Source organism: Leisingera sp. S2M4 (genome assembly GCF_055398055.1).
In genome coordinates this window covers 2,737,022-2,750,494 of sequence record NZ_AP040861.1, presented here as the reverse complement: position 1 = coordinate 2,750,494, position 13,473 = coordinate 2,737,022, and the positions used below count along the sequence as shown (strand labels likewise).

Genomic DNA, 13,473 nt, shown 5'->3' with positions numbered 1-13,473 from the left:
GCGGGGGTTTGAACTTTCGCGCGCGTCGGCGTATGAGGGCGGCAACACGGCAATAGGGAGGCGCTGGCCGCGATGGTCCGCGCCTTTTCCTATGCCTTCTGACGAAAGGCCTCTTCTTGGATCCGCATCTTGCCCGCATGCTGAGTTCTCCGCGCAAGTGCCGCTGCTGCGGCGCCACCTTTGCGCAACTTCTCAGCCTCAGCTGTGACAGGCCCGATGTCTGCCCCGAGGATATGGAGGTCGAGGACAATTCAGCGGTTCTGGCCACCCGCGGAGACATCCTGACCGAAGATTTCTGCCGCCTGGGTGATCTGCGTTTCATCCGCGCGGTGCTGGCGGTGCCGCTGACCAACAGTCGCGGCGAGGAATTCGTGCTGGGCACCTGGGCCAGCCTCAGCCGCGATGATTTTGACGCCTACCTCGACCTGTTCGAGATGCGCGAAGCGGACAAGCTTGGCGATCGTCCGGCCTGGCTGGCCAATGCGATTCCGCCGGACCTGGCGCTGCCCGCCGGCTGCATGCTGGAGATGCGCCCCGAAGGCCAGTACCCGGAGCTGAAGGTGAGCGAGCAAGGCCACCCGCTGTTCCCCTTGCAGCGCGACGGGGCCTCGCTGGAGGAGCTGCTGGAGCTGCTCTATGCCTATGGCCACGACCTGCCGTCGCTGGTTTATGATGCCTGAGCGCCGCTGAACGGCCCGGCGTCGGCGCCTTTCCACCCAGTCCCCCTGCCCGGTTCGCGGCTTCCTGCCGAAGCGGGGGGCGTATGTCTCACACCCTTGCCGCCCGACTGCCGAGCCGTCACACACGCCCCGACAGAGACCCACCTGTGATGGCCTTTTGGGGAAGGACGACATGGCAAATTCAGATTCCACAGCCCGCACCTCTGCCAAGGTCGCCGGGCTTGCAACACAGAGCAATGCGGTGAACCGCAACAACCTGAGCCTGCTTGGGCTGTACGGTCCCGAGGACAGCATGACGGCGCTGGTGCGGCTGCCCTCCGGGCGGACCCGCACGGTGCAGCGTGGCAGCCGCCTGTCGGCGGGCCAGGTGGTCGCGATCGACGCGCGCGGGCTGGTGCTGAGCAGCCGTGGCGGTACCAAGCTGCTGGAGATGCCGGGCTCCTGAGCCGTCGGCCGACACCAACCACCGCCGAAGGCCGCACGATGGCAGCGGCCGTGCGCGGAAAATCTGACAGGCGCTGCCATAAATCGGCCCGGCAGCCGCGGCGCGCTGTCAGCGCCCCTTGACCTGCCTGCGCCCGCGGACCACAAGGTGGCCCATGACAGATAAGATCGCTCTCATCACCGGTGCCTCGCGCGGACTGGGCAGTGCCCTGGCCGAAGCCCTGGCCCCCACCCATCACATCGTCGCCGTGGCCCGCACCACCGGCGCTCTGGAAGAGCTCGACGACCGCATCAAGGCGGCCGGCGGCAGTGCCACGCTGGCGCCGATGGACATCACCGTGCCCGAAGCGATGGCGACCCTGTGCCGGGGCATCCATGACCGCTGGGGCAAGCTGGACCTGTGGCTGCACACCGCCATTCATGCCACCGCGCTGTGCCCGGCGCCGTCGGTCGCCCCCAAGGACTGGACCAAGGCGCTGGCGGTCAATGCCACCGCGACATCGGTGCTGATCCCCTATGTGGCGCCGCTGCTGGGCCAGTCGGGCCGGGTCGTGTTCTTTGACGACCCGAAAGCCGGCGAGAAGTTCTATGGCACCTATGGCGCGACCAAGGCGGCGCAGATGGCGCTGGCCCGCAGCTGGCAGGCAGAGACGGAGCGCACCGGCCCGCAGGTCCGCATCCTGGAGCCGCGCCCGATGGCCACCGCGCTGCGCGCCCGCTTCCACCCCGGCGAAGATCGCGCAGCCCTGGCCAGCATCCAGGACGAGGCGCACCGCCTGCTGCCAGCAATCCTGGCCGACTGACGACCACACACCTGGCCTGCCCGCCGCCCCGTCCCCGGGGCGGCGCGCGGCCCAAGGGGCGACCCTGCTTGCATGATGCGACGCCGGGCGGCGGTCCCCGTCCCGCAGGGTGCTAGCCACCGGCCAAGCGGCTGGTCTCCCCTCCCTCTCCCCTCCCCCGCGTGACGCCCGTTTTCGACTGCCTTCGCCCTGCCTGCGACCGCCCCGCGGCCCAGTCTGTTGCCTCTCTGCCCGTCTTGGGGATCGATCCGGCGCGGCGGCGCGAAAGGCTTGCCCCGTCCCGGCGCAGGTCCTATTCAATCGCAAACCCGGCAAAAGACGGCAGGCAGACCCATGCGCATCCTGATTACCAACGACGACGGCATCAGCGCCCCCGGGCTGGCCGTACTGGACACCATCGCCCGACAGGTTGCAGGCCCGGACGGCGAGGTCTGGTGCGTGGCACCGGCGTTCGAGCAATCCGGCGTTGGCCATTGCATCAGCTACACCCGTCCGACCATGCTCAGCCAGTTGGACAGCCGCCGCTTTGCCGCCGAAGGCTCGCCCGCGGACTGCGTGCTGGCGGGTTTGCACGTGGTGATGCGGGATGCGCGGCCCGATCTGGTGCTGTCGGGGGTGAACCGGGGCAACAACTCGGCAGAGAATGCGCTGTATTCCGGCACGCTGGGCGGTGCGATGGAAGCCGCGCTGCAGGGTATCCCGGCGATGGCGCTGTCGCAATATTACGGCCCCGCCAACCGCGACACCGCCGATCCGTTCGAGGCCGCCGCCGTGCATGGCGCAGCGCTGGTGCAAAAGATCCTGTGCCAGATGCCCGAAGACCGACAGGATTACCGCCTGTTTTACAACATTAATTTCCCGCCCGTGCCCGCCGCCGCGGTGAAGGGCGTGCGCGCGGCCAGCCAGGGGTTCCGCTCGGGCACCGGCTTCAGCGCCGAGGAGCAGGTCTCGCCCACCGGGCGCCGTTGCCTCTGGGTGCGCGGTGGCAACCAGCAGGTGGAAACCGCGCCTGGCACGGATGCGGCGCTGAACATGGCCGGTTATATCTCCGTCACCCCGATGCGCGCGGATCTGACCGCCCATGACGCGATGGAGGCCCTGCAGGCGATCGAAACCGACGGTGAGAGACTCGGCGCATGAGCGGACCCGACGCCGAAACCAAGATGCAATTCCTGTACTCGGTCCGCTCGCGCGGGGTGACCGACGCCTCTGTGCTGGAGGCGATGGAGGAGATCGACCGCGGCTTGTTCCTGCGCGGGCTGTTCGCCGAACGTGCCTATGAGGACGTGCCGCTGCCGATTGCCTGCGGCCAGACCATCTCGCAGCCCTCGGTGGTGGGCATGATGACCCAGGCGCTGCAGGTCAGCCCCCGCGACAAGGTTCTGGAGGTGGGCACCGGTTCGGGGTACCAGGCCGCGATCCTGTCGAAACTGGCGCGCCGGGTCTATACCATCGACCGGCACGCGCGGCTGGTGCGCGAGGCGCGGGCGGTGTTCGAACAGCTTCAGCTGGCCAATGTGACCTCGCTGGTCGGCGATGGCAGCCACGGCTTGCCGGACCAGGCGCCTTTTGACCGCATCATCGTCACTGCCGCCGCCGAGGACCCGCCCGGCCCGCTGCTCGCCCAGCTGAAGACGGGCGGCATCATGGTGCTGCCGGTCGGGCAGTCCGACCACGTGCAGACGCTGATCCGCGTTCGCAAGACTGAAGACGGGCTGGAATATGACGAGTTGCGCCCGGTGCGTTTCGTGCCCTTGCTGGAAGGGCTCGGCAAGGAAGTCTGACCGCGACGCGGGCCACCAGTTCCCGGTCTGTCACGGCAAGGCCAGCCCGCGTCCCGCGACCGCTGCCGCATGCCTCTGCCGCCGCGATGCCCGGACCGGTCACAATTTCTCCAGCTGGTTTGATATTCCCCCTTGGGCCACGTATCATGCCGGCGGATTTCAGCCGGCCGCCCGGCGGCATGGGCTATAATGATTGACGCGAGAGAATCCCCGCGAAAAAGGGGAGGCGTGTTTTGAGGAGAGCAAGATGACCCGGACCCCCCACCCCCGGACGGCCAGGCATGCGCTGCGCACCGACGGCCCGGCCCAGAGCGGGCCGACACGCGCCGGTCTGTCCCGCCGCACCCGACTGCTGGCGGCGCTGCCTCTGATCGGGGTACTGGCCGCCTGCAAAAGCCCGCTGGACTACGATCTGCGCGGCCAGATTGGCGCCTTCAATACAACCAGCGCAGCCCAATCCGTGACCTCTGACCGCCCCCGTGCGGACAGCCGCGGGCTGATCACCTACCCCTCCTACCAGGTGGCCGTGGCCCGCCGCGGCGACACCGTGGCGGATGTCGCCACCCGCGTGGGCCTGCCCGCCGACGAGGTTGCCCGTTACAACGGCATGAGCCCGGGCGACAGTGTCCGGCAGGGCGAAATACTGGCCCTGCCCCGCCGCGCCCCCGACGGGGTACCCGCTGACGGCACCGCCGCGCCCGGCTCGGTTGATATCGCCTCTCTTGCGGGTCAGGCCATCGAGACCGCGCCGCTCACCACGCCGAACCCGGGCTCCGTCACCTCGACCGAGCTCAAACCCGCGCCCAAGCCGCAGCCGGCCAAGGTCCAGTCCGGCCCCGAGCCGGTGCGCCACAAGGTCAAACGTGGCGAGACCGCCTATACCATTTCGCGTCTCTACCGGGTGCCGGTCAAATCCCTGGCCGAGTGGAATGGCCTTGGCAGCGATTTCGCCGTTCGCGAGGGGCAATACCTGCTGATCCCGCTGAAAGAGGCACCCGCCCCGAAACCGGAGGCGGAAGTCTCGGCAGCGGCGGCCCCGGTCACCGTCACCGAACCCGGCGAAGGCAGCGTCACGCCTGTTCCGCCGAGCGCCACCCGCCCCTTGCCCCGCGAAACGGTGGCGCCCGCTGCCGAGGCCGCCAAGCCCCCGGCAGAGGTGAAACCGGCGCTGCCCGAACCCAGCCGCCAGAGCGATGCCGCGATGTCCTATCCGGTGCAGGGCAAGATCATCAAGACATACTCCAAGGGGCGCAATGACGGCATCGACATTGCGGGGCCTGCTGGCAGCCCGGTCAAGGCGGCGGAAGCCGGTACCGTGGCGGCCATCACCAAGGATTCCAACAATGTGCCGATCATCGTGATCCGCCACAGCCAGAAGCTGCTGACGGTCTATCAGAACGTCGACAACATCACCGTCAACAAGGGCGATACCGTCGCGCGCGGGCAGCGTATCGCCTCGCTGCGCGGGGGCGACGACGCCTATGTACATTTCGAGGTGCGCGACGGGTTCGAGAGCATCGATCCGCTCAACTACCTGAACTGACGCTGACGCCTTTCCGCAGCTGACAGCATGCCCGGCAGAGATGCCGGGCTTTTGCCTGTGCTGTCAGCGCAGGCTGACCCCGTGGCGACCGGCCAGATCGGTGAAGAACTGCCAGGCCACCCGGCCCGAGCGTCCGCCACGGGTGGCCTGCCATTCCACCGCCTCGGCGCGCAGGGTCTCCGGTGCGACCTTGACGCCATAGGCGGCGCAATAGCCCTCGATCATCGCCAGGTATTCGTCCTGGTCGCAGGGGTGGAACCCCAGCCACAGGCCGAAACGGTCGGAAAGGGAGACCTTCTCCTCGACCGCTTCGGACGGGTTGATGGCGCTGGAGCGTTCATTCTCGATCATGTCCCGCGGCATCAGGTGGCGACGGTTGGAGGTGGCATAGAACACCACGTTTTCCGGCCGCCCCTCGATGCCGCCGTCGAGCACCGCCTTGAGGCTTTTGTAGTGCTGGTCGTCATGGCTGAAGGACAGGTCATCGCAGAACAGGATGAAACGGTGCGGCGCGCCGCGCAGGTGGTTCAAGAGCCGCCCGACCGAGGGCAGATCCTCGCGTTGCAGCTCGACCAGCTTCAGACCGGGGTGATCGGCCACCAGCGCGCCGTGCACGGCCTTGACGAGGCTGGACTTGCCCATGCCGCGCGCGCCCCAGAGCAGCGCGTTGTTCGCCGCGAACCCCTGCGCGAAGCGACGGGTGTTTTCCAGCAACGTGTCCCGAGACCGGTTGATGCCAACCAGCAGCTCCAGATCGACGCGGCTGACCTCGGCCACCGGCTCCAGCCGTTCCGGCCCCACGTGCCAGACAAAGGCGGAGGCCACGTCAAAGTCGGGTGCCGCCAAGGGCGCGGGGGACATCCGCTCCAGCGCCTCGGCGATGCGGGTCAATGCGGTCTGGTCCATGGGCGTGCCTCCGTCTGCCTGTGCGTTGGCGGTGTTCAAAGCACGTTCGTGGACGGTCGGCAAGAGGCGGGAGACGTGGGAGAAACCCCGCCCAAAGACCGGTGGCTCAGAATGCGGTGCGGCTGGCGCGTGGCGCGGAAATTTGGCTGAGCGCCATCCCTGCCCCTTCTGTCCTGGCGTTTATGGCGCGGGCCCGGTCCCCTGCGTGGTGGCAGCGAGAGGGGGCATTCCGGTCAGCCACAGAGGCAGCGGGCGGCTCACATCACGTGTCGGACGCGGCCGCTGCCGACCGGTGCTGGGCTTCAGCTCTTGCGGCTTTGCTCTTCGGCCTTCGGGCTCCCTGCGGGGCCCTCATCCATCGTGTCGGTCGTGTTTTTCCAGTCTTCCTTGATTTTCTGCCGGGGCTTGCCGTGACCATCCTGCGCAACTTCCGGGCGGGCATCCTGCTTGTTCGATTGGCCGTCGGCTTTTCTGTCTTCGGGCATAACATCCTCCATGGCGCGATACAGAGCCAACGTTTGCCCTGTGGGAAAGTTCCGGCGGACCGCACGCTGCGCAAGGAGAGACAAAAAAGGCGCGCCATTGCTGGCGCGCCTTCCTGTGTTTTATCGAGACGGCCTATTTGTCCTTGCCGTCCTCGGCGTCAAACTCAGCCATCAGCGGATCATCAGGATGGGCTTCCATCTCTGTCTCAACCGTGTCGTCCTCGGCGTCATAGTAGCCCTCGGCGCGCAGCTTGGCTTCGCGCTTGGCCTCGACCCGGCGCACCAGGAAAATCGAGACCTCATAGAGGCCGTAGACCACGACGAAGAGAATGATCTGGGTGATCACATCCGGCGGCGTCACCAGCGCGGCGAGAACGAGGATCGCCACCACCGCGTATTTGCGCACAGACGCGAGCCCCTCGGCGCTGACCAGACCTGCCTTGCCCATCAGCGTCAGCAGAACCGGCAGTTGGAAGCAGAGGCCAAAGGCGACAATGAACTTGATCGTCAGGTTCAGATACTCCTGCGCGGAGCCCTGGAACACAACGCTCAGCCCCTGGTTCACCTGTTCGCCGACGACGGCCTCGCCTTCGGCACCGAACTGCTGGAAGCCGAGGAAGAAGTCATAGGCCAGCGGCGTGACCACGTAGAAGGCAAAGCTGGCCCCCAGCAGGAACATGAACGGCGAGGCGATCATGAAGGGCAGGAAAGCGCCCTTCTCGTTCTTGTAGAGCCCCGGCGCCACGAACCGCCACATCTGGAAGCCAATGTAGGGAAAGGCCAGGATGAAGCCGCCCAGAAAAGAGATCTTAATCGCCACAAAGAAACCTTCCTGTGGGCTGATGAAGATCAGGGAACAGTCCTGCCCGCTTTCGGCCAGCACATCGCACAGCGGCGCGGTGAGGAAATTGAACACCGGCGTCGCAACGGTAAAACAGATCACCATGCCGATGACAAAGGCCACGACCGAATGGATCAGTCGGCTGCGCAGCTCGGCCAGGTGTTCGATCAACGGCGCGGTCGAGTCGTCGATCTCGTCCGTGTTGCTCATGATTTGGCCTCTCCGTCGGGTTTCACCTCAGCCTCGGCGGCGGCAGCGCTGGCCTCGGCGGCTTCGGCCTCGCGCGCCTTGCGGTCGGCGGCAGCGCGCGCGGTGGCGGCCTGGATGCGCTTGGCGTCCTCGGCCCGCTCCGCGGCCAGTTTGCCGGTCTCGCTGTCGGGGTCGTATTTGGTCGGGTCGATCGACGATGCCATCTCCTGCGCCGCCTGTTTGACCCCGTCCATGGCGGTGCCGACCGGATTGGTGGCGGTCTTCAACCCCTTGGCGATGTCATTGACCCCGGCTTCATCCGCCGCATCATGCATCGCCCGGCTGAATTCGCGCGCCATCCCCTTGGCCTTGCCCACGAACCGTCCGACATTGCGAAACAGCACCGGCAGGTCCTTGGGGCCGACCACGATCAGCGCGACCACGCCGATGACCAGAAGTTCGGTCCAGCCAAGATCGAACATAAGCGTTTAGACCTTGTCTTTTTCGGTCGCGGGGGTGACGTCCTTCGCCTCGGCGGCGGTGTCCTCTTCCAGCTCCTTGTTGCCCTCGCTGATGCCCTTCTTGAAGGACGTGATGCCCTTGCCGATCTCGCCCATCAGCGAGGAAATCTTGCCGCGGCCGAACAGGACCAGAACCACGACGGCGATCAGAAGAATGCCGGGAAGGCCGATGTTGTTGAGCATGAGTGTGTCTCCTTACATGGTCCGACGCGGCATATGCGCGCCGGTAAATACGGTCACTTTCGGGTTTAGCGCGCCGACGACCTGCAGCGGAAGCATCAAGCCCTCCGGGTGAGGCCCAGACACCGCTGAAAGTGCAGTTTTTCCGGGACGCCAAACCTCAACTGACAGGTTTATGTCAGTTGCTATCCGGTAAATCCAGCCCATCACGACAAACAGGAGACAAAGTGATGACCAAACATGTGGCGGAAATCGTGACCTTCCAACTGGCCGAGGGCATGAGCGAGGCGGACTTTACCAGCCTGATGCGACGCACCGAGAGCTTCGTGCGCGCCCAGCCAGGGTTCATTGCCCGGCGTCTGAGCCGTGGCGCCGATGGCAGCTGGACGGATCATGTGGTCTGGCAGGACATGGCCACGGCGCAACAGGTGGCGCAGACCTTCATGCAGCAGGACTTTGCCCCTGCGGTGATGCAGGCCATCGCCGATGGCAGCGCCCGGATGCGCCATGAGGAAGTGCAGTGGTCGATGCTGCCCTGAGCCATCGCGGGCTGCGCCACATCTGACATGGCGCAGCCCTTGACCTCCTCGCGCTGGCAATCCAAGGCTGGAGCATGCGCCGCACCGACCGCCTATTCGAAATCATCCAGATCCTGCGCGACGGCAAGCTGCACCGCGCACAGGACATTGCCGCGCGCCTCGAGGTCTCTACCCGGACCATCTACAGGGACATGGACACGCTGGTTGCCTCGGGGGTGCCGGTCGAGGGCGAGCGCGGCGTCGGCTATATGGTGCGCGAACAGATCAGCCTGCCGCCGTTGACCCTGACCCCGGAGGAGCTGGAGGCGCTGAACCTCGGCATGGCCATCGTCGCCGAAGCCGCAGATCCCGACCTGAAGGCGGCGGCGCAATCGCTGGCCGCCAAGGTGGACGCGGTGCTGCCCGAACAGACGATAGCCGAAGCCGACGCGTGGAAATTCGCGGTCTACCCTTTTGCTGATGCGGCGCGCGGCTTTGCCCACATGCCGACGCTGCGCTCGGCGATCAAGGCGCGGCAGAAGCTGCGGCTGAATTACCGGCGCATCGATGGCACCCTCACGCAGCGGACGATCCGCCCCCTGCACATGGAGTATTGGGGACGGGTCTGGACGCTGACCGCCTGGTGCGAGACCCGCGAGGATTTTCGGGTGTTCCGCGTGGACCTGATCGAAGAGGCTGCTGCCCTGCCGGAACTGTTCGTTGATGAGCCCGGCAAACGACTGAAGGATTACCAACCCTACAAGGATAGGGGCTGATCAGCTGTCCGCGGGGAGACCGGTCGGCGGGTTGCGCCCGGTCGGATATCAGGCGGGAAAGACGAAACAGCGGTCGCGTCGCACTGTCAACCACATCACCCGGCCCTTTTCCGGCAGGAACACGTTCGGCACCGTCGCGCGCAGGATGGAGCCATCGAAGTCCATGCGGAATTCGACCAGGCTCTCGCGTCCCAGAAAGCGGGCGCGTTCGACCACCGCGCGGGCCGGGACGCCGTCGCTGGAGGTGGGCAGCGGCCCCTTGCCGCCACGGTCGAAATCGATGCGCAGGTGCTGCGGACGAAAGACGATCTCGACCTCGGTGCCATCGGCGACGCCCGGTGCGAGGAATTCCCCAAAGGCGGTGCGGGCCAGGGCGCCATTGACCTGCGCCTTCAGCACGTTGACATCGCTGAAGAAGGACAGCGCCGCCTTGTCGACCGGGTGGGTATAGACGTTGTAGGGCGCCCCCTGCTGCACGATCCGGCCGCCGCGCATCAGCGCGATCTCGTCGGCCATGCGCATCGCCTCTTCCGGCTCGTGCGTGACCAGCAGAACCGCGGTGTCTTCCTCTTTCAGCAGGCTCAGGGTTTCATCGCGGATGCCGTCGCGCAGCCGGTTGTCGAGACCCGAGAAAGGTTCGTCCATCAGCATGATGCGCGGCCGCGGCGCCAGGGCGCGGGCAAGGGCGACACGCTGCTGCTCGCCGCCCGACAGCTCGTGCGGGTAGACGTCGATGTAGCGGCCCAGCGACACCCGCGCCAGCAGCTCTTCGACACGGGCGCGTTTCTCGTCCTTGCTGCCGTTCAGGCCAAAGGCGACATTGGCGCCCACGGTCAGATGCGGAAACAGCGCGAAATCCTGGAACATCAGCCCGATTTCGCGCCGTTCCGGTGGCACCCGGAACACGGTGTCGCAGATCAGCTTGCCGTCGACATAAATCTCGCCGCTGTCCTGCATCTCGACCCCGGCGATCATCCGAAGCGTGGTGGACTTGCCGCAGCCCGATGGCCCCAGAAGGCAGGTCACCTGCCCCGCCTGAATCTGCAAGGAGACATCATCCACCACCGTGCGGCCTTCGATGCGACGCTTGATATTGCGGATTTCAAGACGGGGGGCTGGAGTTTGGGTCTGCAATTGCACCTGTCGCCTCTTGCGGTCCCCGACGATTTTCGTCGGAATTTGCCGAAGCTCTATCAGCCCGCCTGCCCTGCTTCAACCCTGCGGCTGCCACGGGCCACTGCGGCAAAGCCGACCAGCAGGACAGCCACGCAGATCTGCAGCAGCTGTTCGTATTTGTGCCCGTCATACAAAAGCGCGGCCAAGGCGGGCAGATCCCGCAGCATGTAGGCCGCAGCCCCTGCCATCGCCGCGGCAAAGCTGACCAGATACGCCCAGAGCGCAACCTGTCGCCCTGCCAGCGCTGCCGCCAGCACCGGGGTCAGGAACATCGACGCGGTACCAGAGACCGCCACCGCATCAAACAAGGTCTGGTTGCCCCACAGCGTCAGCGCGCCGCCAGCCGCGGCAAACCCCAGCATTGCCACCCGGCCGCCTGACAGCGTGCGCGGCAGCAGGCGCAATTCTTCGACCATCAGCCGCGCCGCGCTGCTGAGCGCCGAATCCAGCGTCGACAGCGCCGAGACAAGCAGCGACACGATCAGCAGCACGAAGACCCAGCCGGGCAGGATGGCGGCCCATGTTCCCAGCAGCTGGCCTTCATAGGCCGCGCCCTCCAGCGAGGCCTGGATGCCGAAAAAACCGAAGCCCAGGATGCAGACTGCCGAAATCCAGAAGGCGTGCAAAAAGCTTTTGCGGGTGGTGGCGGGATCGGCGAGGAAGCCGCGGTCCATCATCACCGGATCATGCACCGGGTAGGAAAACACCTGCAGCGCGGCAACCGCCAAGAGCACCCAGCCGTTGTGCGCGCCTGCCGTGCCCGGCGCGGTCAGCACCGCGGTAAGGTCAAAGCCCGGACGCAGCATGAGCGCCACCAGCGCCGTGCCGAAAACCGCCAGAAACACCACCATCTGGATGACATCGGTGCGCAGCGCCGCCGACAGCCCGCCCCAGGCGGAATAGCCCAGCGCCAGCAAGCCGACGGCGATGATGGCCACGGTCTCGGCGCCCTCCACCTGCGGCAGCGCGGCGGCGAAGATCAACCCGACCACAAGGAGGTTGGCAAAGACCTCGGACAGGAGCCGCAACGCGATGACGAGGTTGTAGGCGGTGGTCCCTGTCGTCCCGAACCGCTGTGTCAGCCAGTCCTGAACCGACCCTGCCCCCTGGGCGCGCATTCGCCCGACGATGTACCCACCGGTCAGGAAGGAGCCGTAATAGGCTGCATAGGCCAGGGTGCCGGCGATGCCATAATAGAAGCCGAGGATCGCGGCATTCATCAGTGACCGCGCAAAGATCCATGTCGTCACCTGTGACAGCACCAGCGTCCACAGCCCCGGCGCCTGCCCCTCGGCGGAGCGTCCGCCAAAGAAGCCTCCGACCGTTGCCCGGCGCGGGGCAACCAACAGGCTGAGAGCAATAACGGCAGCAAAGAGAGCAGTGATGGCGATGGCTTGCATGGACAGATCCCGAGAATTTGGTCTCCCCGGACTAGCAGCGGCGCGGGGCCGCTGCCAGATCTTCCACAGGAACGTGATGGCGCGTCAGCAGGCCGGGCACTAGGCCGGTGGCAGCAAGTCGAACTCCGCCGCCGCACGCACGCGACCGTTGACCATCAGCTCCACCCGGTGCAGCCCCGGCACCAGCTTGAAGGTCGTGGCATCGCCCTTCAGCTTGTGCGTCTTTTTCAGCCGCAGCTGGTCGCGCGTCACCCGGGCCTGTTTGAGCTTGAACACCTTGGCGGAGGTCTTGCCCGACGGGCGCTGGAAATGCAGCACGTAATCCACCAGTACGGCGGAGCCCGGCGCGGCTGCCAGAACGCAGGCCAGTTCAAGCGCGTCCCCGATACGGACTTCGCGGCGCGGCAGGGCGATCTCGGCCCGCAGTTCCAGGTCCGGGTCATAGCCCAGCATTTTCATCGCCCGCGGATGGCCGGCCTTGACCAGCCCGCGCAGGGCGTGGGCGGTGATCCAGTCCAGCTCCTTCCGGCTTTGTGCGCCAGCGGCCTGCCAGTGCTGCAGCCGGTCCATCACCAGGTCAGGATCCTTCTTGGCAATGTCGTTGAGGTGATTGGCGACCGAGCGTGTCACGAAGCGCGCGCCGTCGGCGTGCAGCCGGTCCAGCAGCGGCAGCGGGTCGGCCAGCGCCAGCCCCACCGCCTCGCCCCAGGGCAGCCGGGGCCGCGTGCCCTCGCTGACCAGGCGGCGGACGTGATAGCTGGAATGCCCGGCCCAGCGCTCCATCCGCGCCAGCACCTCGGCGGGCCAGCGGTTCAGGAAGGGGCGGATCGCCCATTCCATCGAGAACCGCTGGGTGATCTCTTCCAGCAGGTCCAGCGACAGATCGCGGTGATCCTCCAGCCCGTGGCGGGCAACGTAGTCGCCCAAGGGGGCAAAGATGAAATCACCGAAGTCATCATCCTTGAGCGACGGGTCCAGCGGCGGCGGCAGCGCGCGCAGCAAAACCGGGGCGGCCTCGGGGAGGCTGGCGGGCAGATGATCTGCCAGCACGTCGGCGATCAGCGTGATGCGCTGCTTCAGCTCCAGCGCGGGCAGATCCGCCATCACCTGCGCCTCGAAGGCGGCAGCATCAAATCCAGTGTCAGCCGCAGAAAAAAGGCCCGCCAGGTAGCGGACCTTGTCGCGGTTGAACAGCTGGTCTTTCAGGGAAAACCCGCTGGCCATGCG

At 66.3% G+C, this 13,473-nt stretch carries 16 protein-coding genes; 8 read left to right on the top strand and 8 right to left on the bottom strand.

Translation table 11 applies throughout. The features are described from left to right. Nucleotides 1-137: 137 nt before the first annotated feature. From ACZ52D_RS13340 to ACZ52D_RS13315, 6 genes are all read left to right on the top strand, one after another. Nucleotides 138-680, top strand: coding sequence for a DUF2199 domain-containing protein (locus tag ACZ52D_RS13340; protein WP_222453549.1), 543 nt, complete (start codon nucleotides 138-140; stop codon nucleotides 678-680). Nucleotides 681-852: 172 nt separating this feature from the next. After that, on the top strand, nucleotides 853-1,125 hold the full coding sequence (locus ACZ52D_RS13335) for a hypothetical protein (protein ID WP_464441611.1): 273 nt from the start codon (nucleotides 853-855) through the stop codon (nucleotides 1,123-1,125). Nucleotides 1,126-1,279: 154 nt separating this feature from the next. Next, nucleotides 1,280-1,927 carry an SDR family NAD(P)-dependent oxidoreductase gene (locus ACZ52D_RS13330; RefSeq protein ID WP_464441610.1) on the top strand — a complete coding sequence of 216 codons (648 nt, stop codon included), beginning with the start codon at nucleotides 1,280-1,282 and terminating at the stop codon, nucleotides 1,925-1,927. 333 nt (nucleotides 1,928-2,260) lie between these two features. Beyond that, nucleotides 2,261-3,067, top strand: coding sequence for a 5'/3'-nucleotidase SurE (gene surE / locus ACZ52D_RS13325; RefSeq protein ID WP_464441609.1), 807 nt, complete (start codon nucleotides 2,261-2,263; stop codon nucleotides 3,065-3,067). Next, entirely contained in the window at nucleotides 3,064-3,711 is a 648-nt protein-coding gene (locus ACZ52D_RS13320; RefSeq protein WP_222453553.1) for a protein-L-isoaspartate(D-aspartate) O-methyltransferase, read from the top strand. Before surE ends, ACZ52D_RS13320 begins: the two co-directional genes overlap by 4 nt. Nucleotides 3,712-3,958: 247 nt before the next feature. Next, a complete protein-coding gene (locus ACZ52D_RS13315; protein ID WP_464441608.1) occupies nucleotides 3,959-5,254 on the top strand; it encodes a peptidoglycan DD-metalloendopeptidase family protein in 1,296 nt (431 codons plus the stop codon). A 63-nt stretch (nucleotides 5,255-5,317) separates the two neighbouring features. Here ACZ52D_RS13315 and ACZ52D_RS13310 read toward each other — a convergent pair whose 3' ends face one another. The 5 genes from ACZ52D_RS13310 to ACZ52D_RS13290 all read right to left on the bottom strand — a co-directional run bounded on the left by ACZ52D_RS13310 (nucleotide 5,318) and on the right by ACZ52D_RS13290 (nucleotide 8,379). Next, nucleotides 5,318-6,160, bottom strand: a complete 843-nt coding sequence (locus ACZ52D_RS13310; RefSeq protein ID WP_464441607.1) for an ATP-binding protein — start codon at nucleotides 6,158-6,160, stop codon at nucleotides 5,318-5,320. Nucleotides 6,161-6,462: 302 nt separating this feature from the next. Next, on the bottom strand, nucleotides 6,463-6,675 hold the full coding sequence (locus ACZ52D_RS13305; protein WP_464441606.1) for a hypothetical protein: 213 nt from the start codon (nucleotides 6,673-6,675) through the stop codon (nucleotides 6,463-6,465). A 103-nt stretch (nucleotides 6,676-6,778) separates the two neighbouring features. Next, nucleotides 6,779-7,696: a twin-arginine translocase subunit TatC gene (gene tatC / locus ACZ52D_RS13300; protein ID WP_464441605.1), complete on the bottom strand. Its 918-nt coding sequence runs from the start codon at nucleotides 7,694-7,696 to the stop codon at nucleotides 6,779-6,781. Next, nucleotides 7,693-8,157 (bottom strand): Sec-independent protein translocase protein TatB, encoded by a 465-nt coding sequence (gene tatB, locus ACZ52D_RS13295; RefSeq protein WP_464441604.1) that lies wholly within the window; start codon nucleotides 8,155-8,157, stop codon nucleotides 7,693-7,695. The genes tatC and tatB overlap by 4 nt, the downstream gene beginning before the upstream one ends. A gap of 6 nt (nucleotides 8,158-8,163) precedes the next feature. After that, a complete protein-coding gene (locus tag ACZ52D_RS13290; RefSeq protein WP_222453559.1) occupies nucleotides 8,164-8,379 on the bottom strand; it encodes a twin-arginine translocase TatA/TatE family subunit in 216 nt (71 codons plus the stop codon). A 227-nt stretch (nucleotides 8,380-8,606) separates the two neighbouring features. On the opposite strand from ACZ52D_RS13290, the gene ACZ52D_RS13285 reads away from it, so the two are divergent. After that, a complete protein-coding gene (locus ACZ52D_RS13285) occupies nucleotides 8,607-8,915 on the top strand; it encodes an antibiotic biosynthesis monooxygenase family protein (RefSeq protein ID WP_464441603.1) in 309 nt (102 codons plus the stop codon). Between the two features lie 74 nt (nucleotides 8,916-8,989). Beyond that, on the top strand, nucleotides 8,990-9,670 hold the full coding sequence (locus ACZ52D_RS13280; RefSeq protein ID WP_464441602.1) for a helix-turn-helix transcriptional regulator: 681 nt from the start codon (nucleotides 8,990-8,992) through the stop codon (nucleotides 9,668-9,670). 48 nt (nucleotides 9,671-9,718) lie between these two features. Here ACZ52D_RS13280 and ACZ52D_RS13275 read toward each other — a convergent pair whose 3' ends face one another. From ACZ52D_RS13275 to ACZ52D_RS13265, 3 genes are all read right to left on the bottom strand, one after another. After that, on the bottom strand, nucleotides 9,719-10,810 hold the full coding sequence (locus ACZ52D_RS13275) for an ABC transporter ATP-binding protein (protein WP_222453562.1): 1,092 nt from the start codon (nucleotides 10,808-10,810) through the stop codon (nucleotides 9,719-9,721). Nucleotides 10,811-10,863: 53 nt separating this feature from the next. Next, the gene (locus ACZ52D_RS13270; protein WP_464441601.1) at nucleotides 10,864-12,246 is read right to left on the bottom strand and encodes an SLC5/6 family protein; all 1,383 of its coding nucleotides are present in this window, start codon (nucleotides 12,244-12,246) and stop codon (nucleotides 10,864-10,866) included. A gap of 99 nt (nucleotides 12,247-12,345) precedes the next feature. Continuing rightward, nucleotides 12,346-13,470, bottom strand: a complete 1,125-nt coding sequence (locus ACZ52D_RS13265) for a hypothetical protein (RefSeq protein ID WP_464441600.1) — start codon at nucleotides 13,468-13,470, stop codon at nucleotides 12,346-12,348. Nucleotides 13,471-13,473 lie beyond the last annotated feature (3 nt).

What these genes read in the sequence shown, in the direction of transcription:
- ACZ52D_RS13340 (WP_222453549.1), top strand. Translation starts at nt 138, where the DNA reads ATGCTGAGTTCTCCGCGCAAGTGCCGCTGCTGCGGCGCCACCTTTGCG.
- ACZ52D_RS13335 (WP_464441611.1), top strand. Translation starts at nt 853, where the DNA reads ATGGCAAATTCAGATTCCACAGCCCGCACCTCTGCCAAGGTCGCCGGG.
- ACZ52D_RS13330 (WP_464441610.1), top strand. Translation starts at nt 1,280, where the DNA reads ATGACAGATAAGATCGCTCTCATCACCGGTGCCTCGCGCGGACTGGGC.
- surE (WP_464441609.1), top strand. Translation starts at nt 2,261, where the DNA reads ATGCGCATCCTGATTACCAACGACGACGGCATCAGCGCCCCCGGGCTG.
- ACZ52D_RS13320 (WP_222453553.1), top strand. Translation starts at nt 3,064, where the DNA reads ATGAGCGGACCCGACGCCGAAACCAAGATGCAATTCCTGTACTCGGTC.
- ACZ52D_RS13315 (WP_464441608.1), top strand. Translation starts at nt 3,959, where the DNA reads ATGACCCGGACCCCCCACCCCCGGACGGCCAGGCATGCGCTGCGCACC.
- ACZ52D_RS13310 (WP_464441607.1), bottom strand. Translation starts at nt 6,160, where the DNA reads ATGGACCAGACCGCATTGACCCGCATCGCCGAGGCGCTGGAGCGGATG.
- tatC (WP_464441605.1), bottom strand. Translation starts at nt 7,696, where the DNA reads ATGAGCAACACGGACGAGATCGACGACTCGACCGCGCCGTTGATCGAA.
- tatB (WP_464441604.1), bottom strand. Translation starts at nt 8,157, where the DNA reads ATGTTCGATCTTGGCTGGACCGAACTTCTGGTCATCGGCGTGGTCGCG.
- ACZ52D_RS13290 (WP_222453559.1), bottom strand. Translation starts at nt 8,379, where the DNA reads ATGCTCAACAACATCGGCCTTCCCGGCATTCTTCTGATCGCCGTCGTG.
- ACZ52D_RS13285 (WP_464441603.1), top strand. Translation starts at nt 8,607, where the DNA reads ATGACCAAACATGTGGCGGAAATCGTGACCTTCCAACTGGCCGAGGGC.
- ACZ52D_RS13280 (WP_464441602.1), top strand. Translation starts at nt 8,990, where the DNA reads ATGCGCCGCACCGACCGCCTATTCGAAATCATCCAGATCCTGCGCGAC.
- ACZ52D_RS13270 (WP_464441601.1), bottom strand. Translation starts at nt 12,246, where the DNA reads ATGCAAGCCATCGCCATCACTGCTCTCTTTGCTGCCGTTATTGCTCTC.
- ACZ52D_RS13265 (WP_464441600.1), bottom strand. Translation starts at nt 13,470, where the DNA reads ATGGCCAGCGGGTTTTCCCTGAAAGACCAGCTGTTCAACCGCGACAAG.